Origin of the sequence: Mesorhizobium sp. M0571, from assembly GCF_040320985.1 — a bacterium.
In the GTDB taxonomy this organism is placed as follows: Bacteria; Pseudomonadota; Alphaproteobacteria; order Rhizobiales; family Rhizobiaceae; genus Mesorhizobium.
Map to the genome: position 1 here is coordinate 19,140 of NZ_JAMYQT010000010.1, position 15,367 is coordinate 34,506.

13 protein-coding genes are annotated in these 15,367 nt (G+C 64.7%); all 13 read right to left on the reverse strand.

Annotated features, from left to right (window positions below):
• Positions 1–17 precede the first annotated feature (17 nt).
• The gene (locus tag NKI85_RS14000) at positions 18–2,984 is read right to left on the reverse strand and encodes a bifunctional [glutamine synthetase] adenylyltransferase/[glutamine synthetase]-adenylyl-L-tyrosine phosphorylase (RefSeq protein WP_352530501.1); all 2,967 of its coding nucleotides are present in this window, start codon (positions 2,982–2,984) and stop codon (positions 18–20) included.
• Complete coding sequence (locus NKI85_RS14005) at positions 2,984–4,453, reverse strand: sensor histidine kinase (protein ID WP_352530503.1); 1,470 nt, start codon at positions 4,451–4,453, stop codon at positions 2,984–2,986. The genes NKI85_RS14000 and NKI85_RS14005 overlap by 1 nt, the downstream gene beginning before the upstream one ends.
• 6 nt (positions 4,454–4,459) lie before the next feature.
• The gene (locus NKI85_RS14010; protein ID WP_254819962.1) at positions 4,460–5,134 is read right to left on the reverse strand and encodes a response regulator transcription factor; all 675 of its coding nucleotides are present in this window, start codon (positions 5,132–5,134) and stop codon (positions 4,460–4,462) included.
• 378 nt (positions 5,135–5,512) lie between these two features.
• Positions 5,513–7,072, reverse strand: a complete 1,560-nt coding sequence (locus tag NKI85_RS14015) for a Do family serine endopeptidase (RefSeq protein WP_352530505.1) — start codon at positions 7,070–7,072, stop codon at positions 5,513–5,515.
• A 116-nt stretch (positions 7,073–7,188) separates the two neighbouring features.
• Complete coding sequence (locus NKI85_RS14020; protein WP_352530507.1) at positions 7,189–7,656, reverse strand: cytochrome c-type biogenesis protein; 468 nt, start codon at positions 7,654–7,656, stop codon at positions 7,189–7,191.
• Entirely contained in the window at positions 7,653–9,641 is a 1,989-nt protein-coding gene (locus NKI85_RS14025; protein WP_352530509.1) for a heme lyase CcmF/NrfE family subunit, read from the reverse strand. The genes NKI85_RS14020 and NKI85_RS14025 overlap by 4 nt, the downstream gene beginning before the upstream one ends.
• Positions 9,642–9,655: 14 nt before the next feature.
• Positions 9,656–10,099: a cytochrome c maturation protein CcmE gene (ccmE, locus tag NKI85_RS14030; RefSeq protein ID WP_352530511.1), complete on the reverse strand. Its 444-nt coding sequence runs from the start codon at positions 10,097–10,099 to the stop codon at positions 9,656–9,658.
• A gap of 3 nt (positions 10,100–10,102) precedes the next feature.
• Complete coding sequence (gene ccmI, locus NKI85_RS14035; protein WP_352530513.1) at positions 10,103–11,233, reverse strand: c-type cytochrome biogenesis protein CcmI; 1,131 nt, start codon at positions 11,231–11,233, stop codon at positions 10,103–10,105.
• A gap of 117 nt (positions 11,234–11,350) precedes the next feature.
• The gene (locus NKI85_RS14040; RefSeq protein ID WP_352776829.1) at positions 11,351–11,785 is read right to left on the reverse strand and encodes an RT0821/Lpp0805 family surface protein; all 435 of its coding nucleotides are present in this window, start codon (positions 11,783–11,785) and stop codon (positions 11,351–11,353) included.
• A 109-nt stretch (positions 11,786–11,894) separates the two neighbouring features.
• Positions 11,895–13,334, reverse strand: a complete 1,440-nt coding sequence (locus tag NKI85_RS14045) for an ATP-binding protein (protein ID WP_352530517.1) — start codon at positions 13,332–13,334, stop codon at positions 11,895–11,897.
• Positions 13,318–13,983, reverse strand: coding sequence for a response regulator transcription factor (locus NKI85_RS14050; RefSeq protein WP_352530519.1), 666 nt, complete (start codon positions 13,981–13,983; stop codon positions 13,318–13,320). The genes NKI85_RS14045 and NKI85_RS14050 overlap by 17 nt, the downstream gene beginning before the upstream one ends.
• Before the next feature lie 65 nt (positions 13,984–14,048).
• Complete coding sequence (locus NKI85_RS14055; RefSeq protein ID WP_352530521.1) at positions 14,049–14,348, reverse strand: hypothetical protein; 300 nt, start codon at positions 14,346–14,348, stop codon at positions 14,049–14,051.
• A gap of 392 nt (positions 14,349–14,740) precedes the next feature.
• Positions 14,741–15,151 carry a DUF3168 domain-containing protein gene (locus NKI85_RS14060; RefSeq protein ID WP_352530523.1) on the reverse strand — a complete coding sequence of 137 codons (411 nt, stop codon included), beginning with the start codon at positions 15,149–15,151 and terminating at the stop codon, positions 14,741–14,743.
• Between the last annotated feature and the right edge of the window lie 216 nt (positions 15,152–15,367).

Below are 15,367 nucleotides of genomic sequence, written 5' to 3' on the forward strand. Positions count from 1 at the left end.
CGTAGGGCGAGTTGCCGTCATGACCGTTTCGCACGAAGCAAAAGGGCAAAATCCTTTCTGACCTTCTGCGACGTCTCCTTGAGGTGTGCTTCCAGCACACCGAAATCCGGCAGGTCGGTGACCGCCAGAAGCAGATCCGAAAGCCCCGGCGGAACGTCGTCGCGTTCGAACGCGCCGGTGAGGCAAAGCCGTATCATCTGGGTCAGCGCCAGATAGAGCGAATAGGCATCCACCAGTTCCTGCCTGACCTGGGCGTCGGCGAAATCCGGCGCCAGGCGCGACAGGATGTCAGCCGTGCCGGTGGCCCTGCGGCCTGCCTCGATCTTTCCCGTGATCACCGCAACCTGGGCGATGAATTCGAGATCGATGAGGCCGCCCGGGATCAGCTTGATGTCCCAGAGATCACGCGGCGGCTTCTCCTTGTCGACCATGGCGCGCATCTCCGATGCCTCGGCCATCACCTTGGCTGGATCGCGCGACAGAGCGAGCACTGCCGCTACTTCCCCCTCGACCTCGCGGCAGAGCTCGGCATCGCCGCCGATCGTGCGGGCTCGCGCCAGCGCCATATGCTCCCATGTCCAGGCGTCCTGGCGCTGATACTTCTTGAAGGCATCGACATGCGTGGCCACCGGCCCCTTGTTGCCGGACGGCCGCAGGCGAAGGTCGAGCTCGTAGAGCACGCCCTCGGCCGTCGGCGCTGAAACGGCGGCGATCAGCCGCTGCGTCAGCCGACTGTAGTAATGCGACGGGGCGAGCGGCTTGTCGCCGTCGGACTCATCGGCATCGGCGTCGTGATCGTAGAGCAGGATGAGGTCGACGTCGGAACCCGCCGTCAATTCGCGGCTGCCGAGTTTGCCCATGCCGAGCAGTGCGACCCTGCCGCCGGCAATACGGCCATGACGCAGCGCGAATTCGGCCGTCACCGCCTGCAATGCCGCTTCGATGGTCAGATCGGCGAGATCGGAAAAAGCGCGACCGGCGCGGGGCGGATCGATTGACCCGGCAAGCAGCCTGACGCCGATCAGGAACTTCTGCTCCGAAGCAAAGATGCGCAGTCGGTCGAGCACGTCTTCATAGGCCCTGTCGCCTTCGAGGAAGGCGGCAAGGCGCGCCGACAGATAGGCGCGGTTGGGCAGTTCGCTCAGCAGTGCCGGATCGAGCAGGCCGTCGAAGACATGGGGCCGGCGCGTGATGATGGCGGCCAGCCGCGGTGCCGCGCCCATGATCGTCGCCATCAGCTTCAGCAAAGCCGGGTTCGACTGCAGCAGCGAAAACAGCTGGATGCCGGCAGGCAGGCCGGCAAGGAATTCGTCGAAGCGGATCACCGCCTCGTCGGCCCGCCGCGTCTGGCCGAAGCCCTGCAGCAGTGCCGGCGTCAGTTCCGTCAGCCGCTCGCGCGCCTCCGCCGACCGGGTGACGCGGTAGCGGCCGAAGTGCCAGCCGCGGATGACCCGGCAGATGTCGCTCGGCCGCTGGAAGCCGAGGCGCTGCAGGGTCCGCAAGGTGTCGGGATCGTCGACGTCGCCGGTAAAGACCAGATTGCCGATGCCGGCCGAAAGCTCCGGCGCGGTTTCGAACAGCGCTGCATAGTGGCGCTCGACCTGGTGCAGCGCCGCACGGAATGCCTCCGCAAAGCCTGCCGCATCGGCAAAGCCCAGCATGCGGGCGACGCGCTCCAGCCCCTCTTCGTCTTCCGGCAGGATGTGCGTCTGCTCGTCGGCAACCATCTGGATGGCATGCTCGACGCGGCGCAGGAACCAGTACTGCCTGGTGAGCGCATCGCGCGCATCGGCGGTGATCCAGGCGCGCGCGGAAAGTTCGCCGAGCATCGGTACGGTCTCGCGGCCGCGCAATTCGGGAAAGCGGCCGCCGGCGATGAGCTGCTGGGTCTGGACGAAGAACTCGATCTCGCGGATGCCGCCGCGGCCGAGCTTGACGTTGTGGCCTTTGACCGCGACCTCGCCATGGCCCTTGTGGGCGTGGATCTGGCGCTTGATCGAGTGGACGTCGGCGATCGCCGCATAGTCCATGTATTTGCGCCAGATATAGGGCTGGAGCTCCTTCAGGAACGCGGCGCCGGCGGCAAGATCGCCGGCCACCGGGCGCGCCTTGATCATGGCGGCGCGCTCCCAGTTCTGGCCGCGCGCCTCATAGTAGCGCAGTGCCGCCTCGACCGGGATCGCCAGCGGCGTCGAGCCGGGATCGGGACGAAGCCGGAGATCGGTGCGGAAGACGTAACCGTGCTCGGTGCGGTCCTGGAGAATGCGAACCAGCCGGCGGGTCAGGCGCGAAAACAGCTCGGTTGCATCGAGCGGATCGACGACGGCAGGCGCATCGGGGTCGAAGAAGGCGATGAGGTCGATGTCGGATGAGAAGTTCAGCTCATGCGCGCCGAGCTTGCCCATGCCGAGCAGGATCCAGCCCGAGCGTCGCGCCGGATTTTTGGGATCCGGCAAACTGAGCTTGCCTTGCTCATGCGCGTCGCGGAGCAGGAAATCGACAGCCGCACGCGTGCAGGCGTCGGCAAGGTCGCTCAGTCGCCGCACCGTCAGCGAGGTCTCGGCCTCGCCGGCGAGATCGGCCAAAGCGATCAGGAAATGCGCCTCCGCCTTGCATTGGCGCAGCTCCATCATCAGGCTGCTTTCGGAGACGGCTTCCGCCCGTGCGGCCTTGTCGACCGCGGCGCCGATCGACGACAGCCGCGTCTCGACCGTCTCGTCAAAAAGCGCGTCGAGGATTCGCGGCCGGCGGCGTGCGGTGTCGCGCAGGAACGGCGATAGGTCGAACACGGCGGCAAGAAAATCCTGGACGACCCCCTTGCCTGCCAGAAATTTCGCCAGCCGTGGCAGTTGTTCTTGCCGCGCGGCGTCGGCGATCACCGACAATTCCTGCCTGGCGCGGCTTTCATCCAGCGGAGCGAGCTTTACCGCCGGCTTTAAAAGCCAATCCGTTTCGAGGCGTCGCGCTACCACCCGCGCCACCATCAGTGATCCTCCCGCCCAGGAAAACTCATGACGACGGACAATCCAGGATTGCCGGGCAGAAGCTCAAGCCGTCCATTGTGGAACGTCATGATCGCCTTGGCGAGGCTCAAGCCTAGGCCGGAGCCCGGCTGCGAGCGGCTCTTTTCCAGCCGCACGAAACGCTCGGTCACCCTGGCGCGGTCGACATCGTCGGGAATGCCCTGGCCGTTGTCGGAAACGGCGAGCCTGATCTCGCCACCGATACGCTCCAGCGTCACGCGAACCGTAGGCCTGGAGGTCGAGTCGGTCGAATATTTGATCGCGTTGTCGACGATGTTGGACAGCGCCTGGCCGATTAGCTCGCGATTGCCGTTGACGGCGAAGGAACCTTGCACCGAGGTTTCGAGCGTCACGCCCGCCTCCTCCGCCACCGGCTCGTAGAGTTCGACGACGTCGCGCACGGCAGCGGCCAGGTCGACCCTGGTGGTGCTTTCGGAGGAATAGCCGGCCTCCAGTCGCGAGATCATCAGGATGGCATTGAAGGTCTTTATCAGCTGATCGGATTCGGCGATCGTTCCTTCCAGAGCCTGCCGATAGTCGCTGGTGTTGTATTTGCCGGAAAGCGTCGCTTCGGCGCGGTTGCGCAGCCTGGTCAGCGGCGTTTTCAGATCGTGGGCGATGTTGTCGGAGACCTGCTTCAGGCCCTCGTTGAGCGTGGCGATCCTGGCCAGCATGGAATTGAGGTTTTCCGACAGCCGGTCGAACTCGTCGCCGGCGCCGGTGACCGGCAGCCGGCCGGAAAGGTCGCCGCCCATGATTCGGCGGCTCGCCTCCGAGACGCTGTCGATGCGCTTCAGCGCCGCGCGCCCGACGAAGAACCAGATCAGCAGCCCGCCGACGCCCATCATGCCGAGCGCCAGCATCAAAGCGCGGCGAATGACGGCACGGAAGCGCTCCGGCTCGCCGAGGTCGCGGCCGACCAGCATGATCATCTGGTTGGGCAGGCGCAGCACCAGGGCAATGGCGTTGTGGCCCTTCTCGCCTTCGGCCTGCACTTCGCTCTGGGCGGGCTCGTTCGGGTCGGAGACCGGGTTGCGCTGCCGCTCGAGCTCGCCCTCGCCGAAGCGACGGTAGGAGAACGGTTCGGTGGTCCAGCCCTCGGCCTCGATCACGCCCGGCTCCAGGCTCTGCACGTTGCCCGTCAGGATCTGGCCGTTGGCATCGGCGATCAGATAGAGATTGGCGCCGGGCTGGCGGGAGCGCTGCTCGACGACGCGGACCAGCACCGGCAGGCCGCCGCGCTGATAGGCACGGGCAAGGCCGAGCACCTCGTCGTTGATCGTCTCCTGCGTCTGGGCGGTCAGCATGCGCGCCGACAGCGAGGTCATGTACAAGACGAGCAACACCGCGCAAAGCGCAAAAAGCAGAAGATAGAGCGCCGAAAGCCGCGCTGCCGTCGTCTTCATGATGGCCGGCACGGAAAGAGCCATGGGGTTCTAGCCGCTTTTCAGCATGTAGCCGGCGCCGCGAACCGTGTGCAGGATCGGCTTGTCGAAGCCCTTCTCGATCTTGCCCCGCAGCCGCGAGATATGAACGTCGATCACGTTGGTCTGCGGATCGAAATGGTAGTCCCAGACGTTTTCGAGCAGCATGGTGCGCGTCACCACCTGGCCGGCATGGCGCATCAAATATTCGAGCAGGCGGAACTCGCGCGGCTGAAGCGTTATCTCGCGCCCGGCGCGCCGCACCGAATGCGACAGCCGGTCGAGTTCGAGATCGCCGACCCGGTAGACGGTTTCGGCCTCCCTGGCGCTGGCGCGGCGGTTCAGCACCTCGACGCGGGCGAGCAGTTCGGAAAAGGCATAGGGCTTGGTCAGATAGTCGTCGCCGCCGGCGCGCAGACCGGTGACTCGGTCGTCGACTTCGCCGAGGGCCGACAGGATCAGCACGGGCGTCGTATTGCCCCGGGATCTCAGCCCGGCAATGACCGACAGGCCGTCGCGACGCGGCATCATGCGGTCGACGACCATGACGTCATAGTCGCCGGAATCAGCGAGCGCGAAGCCGGTTTCGCCGTCTCCGGCGACATGGGCCGTATGCCCGGCCTCGGCGAACGCCTTCTGCAGGTAGTCGGCCGCCTCGCGATCGTCTTCTATGACGAGAATCTTCATAGAGCCGTTATACGCGATTTCGCTGGAAGATTGAGTGGCCGGCATATGCATCGTGGCCTTCACCATGGCGTATCGCGAACAAAGTGATTCAAGGATACGCGGTAAGTCTTTGTTTTAGAATGCCGTTGCCCCAAAGCCGCTTCGCATCCTCGGTCAAGCCCGAGGAAAGCGACGTGCTTCTTGCTTGAGCATGTCGTTGTCCCAAAACCGCTTCACGCTTTTGAGCGACATGTTTGTTCGAGCGGCAGCGGACGATGGGAAGCCCGCTGCCGCTGGGGCGGAACACGATGACTGACTAACGCATTCAGGCCCCGTGCTTTCCCGTGCGGCGGCTCGGGGGTGTTGAAAACCGCCGCACCGGAAAAGTCGAACCGGTTATTAGCCCTTGGCGACAGGCAGCGCGATGAAGCGGTTGCTGTCGTCGCGGGTGATCTGCATCAGCACCGCCTTGCGGCCTGACTTCACCGCATCGGCCATCGCCTTGTCGACGTCGCCGGTGCCGGTCACTTCCATCGAATTGACGGAGGTGATGACATCGCCGGGCTGGATGCCGCGATCGGCGGCATCGCTGTCGGGGTCGACGTCGGTCACCACAAGGCCCTTGCCATTGTCGGACTCGGTGACGGTCAGGCCGAGATCGGCCAGCGTGTCGGTTTTCGGCCGAGGGGCAGGCTGCTGGTCGGCCGAGGCCTGCTTGTCGCTCGACGGCAGCTTGCCAAGGTCGACTTTGACCGCCTCGCTCTTGCCGTTGCGCCACACCGTGACGTCGACCGATTTGCCGGGCGGGTAAGCGCCGATCAGACGGGCGAGTTCCTTCGGCGAAGCAACGTCCTTGCCGTCCACCTGGGTGATCACGTCACCGGCGGTGATGCCGGCCTTCTTGCCGGGACCGTTGTCCTGCGCGCTGGCAACGAGCGCGCCCTTGCCGGACCCAAGGCCAAGCGACTCGGCGATTTCGGGGGTGACCGGCTGGATTTCGACGCCGAGCCAGCCGCGCTGGACGGTGCCGTTCTTCATCAGATCCTGCACGACCTGCTTGGCGGTCGAAGCGGGAATGTCGAAAGCAATGCCGACACTGCCGCCCGACGGCGAGAAGATCGCGGTGTTGATGCCGACGACCTGGCCGTTGAGGTTGAAGGTCGGGCCGCCCGAATTGCCGCGGTTCACCGAGGCGTCGATCTGGATGAAGTCGTCATAGGGGCCGGCGCCGATATCGCGGCCGCGGGCCGAGACGATGCCGGCGGTAACCGTGCCGCCGAGGCCGAACGGATTGCCGACAGCCACCACCCAGTCGCCGACGCGAACCTTGGAATCATCGGCGAAGTCGACATAAGTGAACTTGCTGCCGTCATCGACCTTGAGCACGGCGAGATCGGTGCGCGGATCGGTGCCGATCAGCTTGGCGTCAAGCTCCTTGCCGTCATTGGTCACCACGGTGAAGGCGGTGCCTTCCTCGACGACGTGGTTGTTGGTGACGAGATAGCCGTCATCGGAGATGAAGAAGCCGGACCCTTGCGCCACCGGCCGCGGCTGGTCGTTGTTGCGGTCACGGTGTCCGAAACGGCGCATTCCGTTCGGGCCGCCTTGATCGCCGCCTTGGTCGCCAAAGCCGCGGAATTCGCGGAAGAAACGCCGCAGCTGCGGGTTGTCGGGAAGATTGCCTAAACCGTCCTCGTCGTCCATCTGGCCGGAACCGTCATCGGCCGTCGGCTGGATCTTGGCCTTGACGCGCACGCTGACGACCGCGGGCGAAACGCGCTCGACCACATCGGCGAAGCTCGGGACCTGCGGTGCCTCGACACGAACGGCGTCGGCCAGAACCGGGGCTGTCCCGGTGGCAACGGCGCCAAAGCCGATCGCGCCGGCAATGGCCAGGGATGCGGCTGCGGCCATCAGGCGTTTGCGGGTGCGAAGATATGAATTGGGGGCAACATTCATGGTTCTCGTATCCTCTTTTCAAGGGACGCCCCTTGATTGGCATCCTCGACAAAGGAAATAGAGAGCCGCACATTACGGCGCCATTTCCGGTACATGAAACTTTCGTAATGTTACGATCAATCGCGACGGAGTACCGCGTCCAACGCCGCCTGCTCGTCGGCGGTCAGCGCATTGGTAGCCGTCGAACGGCGCGAGCGGGCGGCCAGCAGGATAAAGGTCCCGCCAATGAGCAGCAGAAGAACCGGCGTGCCCCAGAGCAAGGCATTGCGCAGGCTGAAGCGTGGCTTCAGCAGCACGAATTCGCCGTAGCGTGAAACGACATAGTCCATCACCTGCCGGTCGGTGTCGCCGGCTACCAGGCGCTGGCGCACAAGGATGCGCAGGTCGCGGGCGAGATCGGCATCGGACTCGTCGATCGACTGGTTCTGGCAGACCATGCAGCGCAAGCCTTCCGACAAAGCGCGCGCCCTTGCCTCGAGCGCCGGGTCGGCGAGCACCTCGTCGAGTTTGACCGCCTGCGCGACGCCGGCGAACAACAGCGCTAGCAGCAGGACCAGCGAGGCCAGTGTGACCCTTTGGCTCATGACGAGCTCGCCGATGGCACGGCGCCCGCCGGCTTGCGGCGCGACGGCGCGCCAACGCGCAGGCGCCGGTCGAGCAGCGATATCGCCGCACCCGCCATCATCACCAGGCCGCCGCCCCAGATCAGTGTCACCAACGGCTTCCACCACAGACGAACGACGACGGAGCCGTCGCTGCCCTCGTCGCCAAGCGAAAGATAGAGCTGGCTGAAGCCGATCGTCCTGATGCCGGATTCGGTCGTCGTCATCTGGCGCACCGGGTATGAGCGCTTGGCCGAGGTGATCTCGCCGGTGACGCTGCCGTCGGCGTCAAGCAGAGCGAAGCGGCCGCGAACCTCGCTGTAGTTCGGCCCCTGGGCCGGGTAGAGTCCCTCGAAGCGCAGCGTGTGGCCGGACAGTTCGACGGTCTCGCCGGCATGCATCGACAGGATTTTTTCGGTGCCGAAGCAAAGCGTGCCGACAATGCCGAGTGTCGTCAGTCCGAGGCCGAGATGCGCAAGCGCGGTGCCGAAGACCGAGCGCGGCAGGCCGGCGAAGCGCCTGAGCATGGTGGCGGGCGCGACGGTGCCGAAGCCGGATTTGACGGCGAGATCGGTGAGCGCACCGCAGATCAGCCAGAAGGCAAGGCCGACACCGAGCGCTGCGAATCCCGATGCGCCATCGATGAACAAGGCCGTCACCAGTACGGCGAGCAGCGCCGCGGCGAAAGCCGCCATCAGGCGCTGGGCGACCGCGAAAATGTCGCCGCGCTTCCAGGCAAGCAGCGGCCCGAACGGCACGACGACCAACAGCGGCACCATCAGCGGGCCGAATGTCAGGTTGAAGAACGGCGCGCCGACCGAAATCTTGTCGGCCGAAAGCGCCTCGACGGCGAGCGGATAAAGTGTGCCGATCAGCACGGTGGCGGCGGCGGTGGTCAGGAACAGATTGTTGAGGACCAGCGCGCCTTCGCGCGAGATCGGGTGAAACAGCCCGCCGGCTGTGAGCCGAGACGCCCGCAAGGCAAACAGCGCCAGCGAGCCGCCGATGAACAGCGTCAGGATGCAGAGGATGAAAACGCCGCGCGTTGGGTCGGTGGCAAAGGCGTGGACCGAGGTCAGCACGCCGGAACGCACCAGGAAGGTGCCGAGCAGCGACAGCGAGAATGTCAGGATCGCCAGAAGCAGCGTCCAGATCTTCAGCGCCGAGCGCTTTTCCATGACGATTGCCGAATGCAGCAGCGCCGTGCCCGCCAGCCACGGCATGAAGGACGCGTTCTCGACCGGATCCCAGAACCAGAAGCCGCCCCAGCCGAGCTCGTAATAGGCCCAGTAGGAGCCCATGGCGATGCCGCCGGTGAGGAACATCCAGGCGACCAGCGTCCATGGCCGCACCCAGCGCGCCCAGGATGCGTCAATGCGGCCCTCAATGAGGGCGGCGACCGAGAAGGAAAAGCAGATCGAGAAGCCGACATAACCGAGATAGAGCAGCGGCGGGTGGATGGCGAGGCCGAGATCCTGCAGGATCGGGTTGAGGTCGCGGCCCTCGATGGGCGCCGGATTGAGCCTGACGAACGGGTTCGACGTCGTCAGGATGAACAGCAAGAAGGTGGCGCCGATCGCGCCCTGCACGCCAAGAACATTGGCCCGAAGCGTTGCCGGAAGATTACCGCCGAAGACGGCGACGAGCCCGCCGAAGAAGGTCAGGATCAGCACCCAGAGCAGCATCGAGCCTTCGTGATTGCCCCAGGTGCCGGTGATCTTGTAGATCAGCGGCTGCAGCGAATGCGAGTTCTCCCAGACGCTCTCCACCGAAAAGTCGGAGCCTGCATAGGCGGTCGCCAGCGCCACGAAGGACAGCGCCGTCAAGGCAAAGCCGGTCAGCGCGGCGGGTGCGCCAACGGCCATCATCTTCTGGTTGCCGGTGCGCGCACCGAACAACGGCACCACCGTCTGCACCAAGGCCAGCGCAAACGCCAGGACCAGCGCGAAATGTCCGGTTTCAACCATTGTCGCCGCACCCGCTAATCACTCTTGCTCTCCTGCCAGACGCCCTTGGCTTTGAGGCCGTCGGCTACCGCCTTGGGCATATAAGTCTCGTCATGCTTGGCGAGCACGCTGTCGGCGACAAAGACGCCGTCGGGGCCAAACGAGCCTTCGGTGATCACACCCTGCCCTTCCCGGAAAAGGTCGGGAAGAATGCCGGTATAGGTAACCTTGACGTCCTTCTGGTTATCGGTGACCGAAAAGGCGACGGTGGCGCCTTGGCTACGCTCCACGGTGCCTTTTTCGACGAGGCCGCCGAGCCTGATGCGCTGGCCGGGCTGAAGGCTGGCGGTGGCCAGATCGGCCGGCATGTAGAAATAGGAGGCCTTCTGGCCGAGCGCATAGAAGGTCAGCCCGGTGGCAGCACCGAGGAAGGCCAGCCCTGCGGCGATCACCGACAGCCGTTTCTGCTTGCGCGTCATTCTCTACTCCGTCGCCGTCACGCCAAGCGAGGCGGCAAAGGCGGTGAATTTCTTGGCTTGGTCACTATCGGCGCCAAAGACGGCAATACCGCGATTGAGCGCGTCGCGTGCCTGATCGGTCTTGCCCAGCACGACATAGGAACGAACGAGCTGCATCCATCCTTGCTCGTCGCGCGGATTTTGCCGAAGCTTTTCGTCGAGGCCGGCGACCATGGTATTGATCATGGCTTGCCGGTCCTGCGGCGACATCGAGGAGGCGGCATCGATATCCTCGGCGCCCGGGCCTTTCGCCGGCGCTCCCGAAGCGACGTTGCGTGTGGCGGATTCGGCAAGCGCCTGCTCGACGGCACCGCGCCACGGCGAGCCCTGCGGCAAGGCGGCAAGCATCTTTTGCCAAGCCGCCGTCGCTTCAGCTGTACGGCCTTCCTGCGCCAAGCCCATGGCGAGATAGAACGAGGCCTTCGGGTTTGCCGGATCGAGCTTCAGCGCCGCCTCGAAAGCAGCCTGGGCGTCGGCTGAAACGATGCCGCCCGCCGCATTGGCGATCGCCTCGCCGAGGCCGGCTTGACGGGCGGCGCTGTCGCCGTCAAGGCGAATGGCATTACGGTACGCGGTTACCGCATCGGCGTATCGCTGCATGCGCAGATAGACCGGCGCCAGCACGTCCCAGCCGCGGCCATCGGACGGGTTGGCCGCAAGGTGCGCTTCGGCGCGTGCCACCAGCTCGTCCACCGAGCTGTCGGCGGGGTTCTTGGCCAGGCGTTCGCTGAGCGGCTGCGACGGCAGGTCGGGTGAGCCGAGCTGGCCGTAAAGGCCCCAGCTAACCAGCGGAACCACCAGCACGGCAGCGGTCGCCACCAGCCTTGTCGACCGCTGTGTCGCCGTCGTGCCGGCCGGGCCGGCATTGCTCAGGCGAAGGATGCGGCGGGCGATCTCGGCGCGCGCCTCTTCGGCCTCCATTGGCCGGATCAGGCCACGCGCCACGTCGCGGTCAAGCTCGGCCAATTGGTCGCGATAGACTTCAAGGTCGTGATCGCCGGCAGCGGACGTGTTCTTTGTTTCGCCCGCCAACGGCAGCAGCACCGCCAGGCTTGCGCCCAGCGTCAGGATTGCGGCTATGACCCAGAACAGCATGGCTCTTCCAATAGAACGAGACCCTTGCCCTGCCAACACAAGCGTGCTGCGACGCTTTGGCGGGACCGCTCCGATCGATAGTGCCGGACCGGGATCGGTGTATCAACGGCCGGCGAGCTACGTCAGCGGGGTCCAGCTGCCGTCGGCATTGCGACAGGCGGTTCCGCGCGCGGTGGCGCCGGCAGCGCCGGCAAACACCGTATGGGTGTATTGCCGGCAGTCCTGCGAGCCGACGCGATAGGGCTGGGCGGCGACAACTTCGCCGCGATGGGCCGAACTGTCGCTCTTCCACGCCACCTTCTGGCCGCTCGCCGTATATTCAAGCGCCTTGTATTCCGCCTCGAGCGCGCTGCGCTTCTCGGTCTTGCTCAAGCCGGTGCCGATCGAGCCACCGACGAGGCCGCCGCCCATGGCGGCGATGATCGTCGTCGCGACCTTGGCGTCACTGGGAGGCGTGGCGGCCGGTGTCACGGTAACGGCTGAGCCCGTGCCGAGCGTCGTACAGCCGGAGACGGCGAGCAGGGCGGAAACGAGCGCGACGCGAATCTTCATGCCAATACCGGCTTTCTTGAGCTGGACCGCCGCGCTGTCAGCAGGCTGGCGCGGCCATAATGTCGATGTTTATCGGAAATTTGGCCGCAGCCAGCCGCCCGGAAAAGCATTACTGAAGGCTCCGCAATCGAACCATCGCCTTCAATCCACCCATGACGGATCGTTCCAGCGCCAGAACGCCTCCATACTCGTTGATAAGGTCGGCGACAATGGCAAGTCCGAGCCCGCTGCCGGGTTTTGTCTCGTCGAGACGCCGTCCGCGCTGCAATGCCTCGCGCGCCTTGTCTTCGGGAATGCCGGGGCCGTCATCCTCGATGGCTATCTCGAACAGATTGGCCGCCCCTTCCCTGCCGGCGATGGGCTTGACGGAAACGGCGACTGCGCTCCTTGCCCATTTCATCGCATTGTCGAGCAGATTGCCGAGCAGCTCCTCAAGGTCCTCGCGTTCGCCGGCAAAGACGATGTCGGTGGCCGGCAGCGAGAGCGAGAGCGCGGTCCGCGGGTTGAGCTTCTGCAGCACGCGCACCATGCGCTGGACCAGCGGCGCGACCGGCGTGCGGAAAACGACGCTGTCGCGCTGCGCGGCGACGCGGGCACGTTGCAGATAGTGGTCGACCTGCTTCTGCATGGAAGCGGCCTGCTCGGCGATGAGCTGGCCCTTGGCGCCACCCAGCGCCCGCCCCTCGTTGAGCAGCACGGCGAGCGGCGTCTTCAGCGAGTGCGCGAGGTTGCCGACCTGCGTGCGCGACCGCTCGACGATACGCCTGTTGTTCTCGATCAGCGCATTGGTCTCGTTGGCGAGCGGCTCGATCTCGGCCGGGAAGCGGCCGTCGAGCCGTTGCGCAGTTCCTTCGCGCACCATAGCAAGGGCATTCCTGACCCGGCGCAGCGGCTGCAGGCCGAGCAGGATGGCGATTGCATTGATGGCGATCATGCCGACGCCGAACAGCGACAGATAGGTCAAAAGGCGCCGCTGGAAGGTGGCGATTTCCTGCTCGAGCTCGGTCTGGTTGCCCATGACACGGAAGCGCGCGGCGCGGTTTTTCGCATCGAGGACGAACTCGCTCTCGAACACCTCCAGTTGCTCGCCTTCGATGCCGTCCGCCGAATAACTGCGCTGGAAGCTGGCATTGAAGGGCACCTCGGCAACACTTGGCGACGGAATCCCCTTGGTCATCGACGACGAATGGAGATCGCCGTGCACGCCTTCCGAGGCAGGCTCGACCGACCAGTACCAGCCGGAATTCGGCTCCGAGAACCTCAAATCGCCAAGGTCGGGGGCGCCGGTCAACTGGCCGCCTTCGGAAACGCCGACCGAGCCGATCAGGTTGAACAGGTGCGCCGAAAGCAGGCTGTCGAAACCGCGCTCGCTGGCCTGGCGATAGAGCGTGGTGATCAAGGTGAAGATGACGACCAAAGTGAGGATCGCCCAGACCGTGGAAAAGGCGATGACGCGAAACGCCAGCGAACGCGGCCATGACCGCAGCGACAGCGTGTTTGAGACGGCGGGTTTTGTAGGAAGCGGTTCCGCGTTACGCCTCCGGCTCACGCATGCGGTAGCCCATGCCGCGAACGGTTTCGATCATGTCGATGCCCATCTTCTTACGAAGCCGTCCGACAAAGACCTCGATTGTGTTGGAATCGCGGTTGAAATCCTGATCGTAAAGATGCTCGACCAATTCGGTCCGGGATACGACCTCGCCCATATGGTGCATGAGATAGGCAAGCAGGCGGAACTCGTGCGAGGTCAGCTTCAGCGGCACGCCGTCGATATCGGCCTTGGAGGCCTTGGTGTCGAGGCGCAGCGGCCCGCAGGTCAGCTCGGACGAGGCGTGCCCGGCGGCACGCCGAATCAAGGCCCGCACCCTGGCCAGGATTTCCTCGATGTGGAAAGGCTTGGTGACATAGTCGTCGGCGCCGGCGTCGATGCCGGCGACCTTATCGCTCCAGCGATCGCGTGCCGTCAGGATCAGCACCGGCATCTTGCGGCCGCCGCGGCGCCAGCGCTCGACCACGCTGATGCCGTCCATCTGCGGCAGGCCGATGTCCAGTACGACCGCATCGTAGGGCTCGGTGTCGCCAAGAAAATGCCCTTCCTCGCCGTCGAAAGCGCGGTCGACGACGTAGCCGGCATCGAGCAGCGCGTCGCCGATCTGCCGGTTGAGATCCTTGTCATCTTCGACGACGAGTACGCGCATGCAGGAGGGCCTGTTGAAGCTGGTCAGATATAGGCCGATTCCGGCAGACTGGGAAACGGCACGGTTCAGTTCAGTGGAACGACGATCTCCGAGCGACGCGGACGCTGCCCTTCCTTGCCCGGAACGAGCACGACGATGATGCAGACCGGCTGGCCGCCGCGTGTCGACTGCGAGGCCTTGGCCAAAGTGCCGCCATTCTGCTCGGCCACCTGCTGGCCGATCGCGTAGCAGTCGGACGCGGCGAGGACGACCGGCTGCGGCTGCTCGGGCACGACAACGGGGATCGCCATCGCTTGCGACGCAAGCAGACCGGCGGCTGAGAGCGCCAGTGTCGCGGTCCGGACGTGGGAGCGAAGGGTTTTCATGGTCAGCGTTCTAACGCGCCGGTGCTGAACGTGATATGAACGGTGAACGCTCGAATGCATGCCCGCCACACCCCTGAAGCGCGAGATTACCGGATTTGCCATTTCGCCGCCCATCCCGGGAAATAGCCGAAGTTTAACCTAGCCCTCCAATCTTTCGCCGACAACGGGACAGTATCATTTGGCGGGCAGGATCATTTGGGAGGACGAAGCACCCGGCCCAAGGGCAGCCGATGGCAGATTCAGGGAACCGAACCTGAAACAAAAAACCCGACTCGGCGGCAGGTCGTTGGCGCCAATCAGCACCATATTCAAATTTATAGCATAGCTGCCGGCACAAAGCAAGAACAAAATTGCCCGATTTGCGAATGAACCCGACGAGAAGCGCCCGGTGGTCAGCCGTCGTCCTCGATCATGGCGCGAAAGCGCAGCAGACCGTGATGGGCCGAAAGGTCCTCGTCGTAGCGGGCTTCGGCGAATTCGAGCTTGAGATGGGCGCGGCGATGCTCGCCAAGCGAGAGCGCCGCATCTCGCAGGCGGGTGCTGACCAGGTCCATTATGTCGAGGGTTTCCTTGCTGGCCTCGGATTTCGACCAGACATGCAGCGTCAGCAGCTGTTCGGCGTCGTTCTCCGTCCCCGTTGTCCAGTCGTAGACGCTGGTGCGGCCGAAGGTCATGTAGGGAAACGCAACATTGGCTGGCGCATGGTCGAATAATCTTGCGTCGCCCAGTGCCGCCGACAAATCGGGATCGCCGTTCACTGCCTCGAATACGGCCTTCTGCAATTCGACGGCCGGCGCGGTCATTGTCTTCCCCCTCGCCCGTCGCGTCAGCGCGCGCCTCCCTGCAGCATAACTGCTTTGCATGACGGCATCCCGGCAAAGCGCGAATCAGCGCGTCTCGTGCGGATTATGTACCTTCATGACCTCGGGAATAAGTCCTACTCCTGGAACCCGCGACCTTTCGCGTCACAGACGCCCTTGAGGGTGATGCCAACCCGCGAATTCATTTGGCATGCATGG

Excerpts from the sequence above, each read along its gene's own strand:
- NKI85_RS14050 (WP_352530519.1), bottom strand. The coding sequence starts at position 13,983 with ATGCGCGTACTCGTCGTCGAAGATGACAAGGATCTCAACCGGCAGATC.
- NKI85_RS14000 (WP_352530501.1), bottom strand. The coding sequence starts at position 2,984 with ATGGTGGCGCGGGTGGTAGCGCGACGCCTCGAAACGGATTGGCTTTTA.
- ccmI (WP_352530513.1), bottom strand. The coding sequence starts at position 11,233 with ATGCTGTTCTGGGTCATAGCCGCAATCCTGACGCTGGGCGCAAGCCTG.
- NKI85_RS14020 (WP_352530507.1), bottom strand. The coding sequence starts at position 7,656 with ATGAGCCAAAGGGTCACACTGGCCTCGCTGGTCCTGCTGCTAGCGCTG.
- NKI85_RS14025 (WP_352530509.1), bottom strand. The coding sequence starts at position 9,641 with ATGGTTGAAACCGGACATTTCGCGCTGGTCCTGGCGTTTGCGCTGGCC.
- NKI85_RS14005 (WP_352530503.1), bottom strand. The coding sequence starts at position 4,453 with ATGGCTCTTTCCGTGCCGGCCATCATGAAGACGACGGCAGCGCGGCTT.
- ccmE (WP_352530511.1), bottom strand. The coding sequence starts at position 10,099 with ATGACGCGCAAGCAGAAACGGCTGTCGGTGATCGCCGCAGGGCTGGCC.
- NKI85_RS14040 (WP_352776829.1), bottom strand. The coding sequence starts at position 11,785 with ATGAAGATTCGCGTCGCGCTCGTTTCCGCCCTGCTCGCCGTCTCCGGC.
- NKI85_RS14010 (WP_254819962.1), bottom strand. The coding sequence starts at position 5,134 with ATGAAGATTCTCGTCATAGAAGACGATCGCGAGGCGGCCGACTACCTG.
- NKI85_RS14060 (WP_352530523.1), bottom strand. The coding sequence starts at position 15,151 with ATGACCGCGCCGGCCGTCGAATTGCAGAAGGCCGTATTCGAGGCAGTG.
- NKI85_RS14015 (WP_352530505.1), bottom strand. The coding sequence starts at position 7,072 with ATGAATGTTGCCCCCAATTCATATCTTCGCACCCGCAAACGCCTGATG.
- NKI85_RS14055 (WP_352530521.1), bottom strand. The coding sequence starts at position 14,348 with ATGAAAACCCTTCGCTCCCACGTCCGGACCGCGACACTGGCGCTCTCA.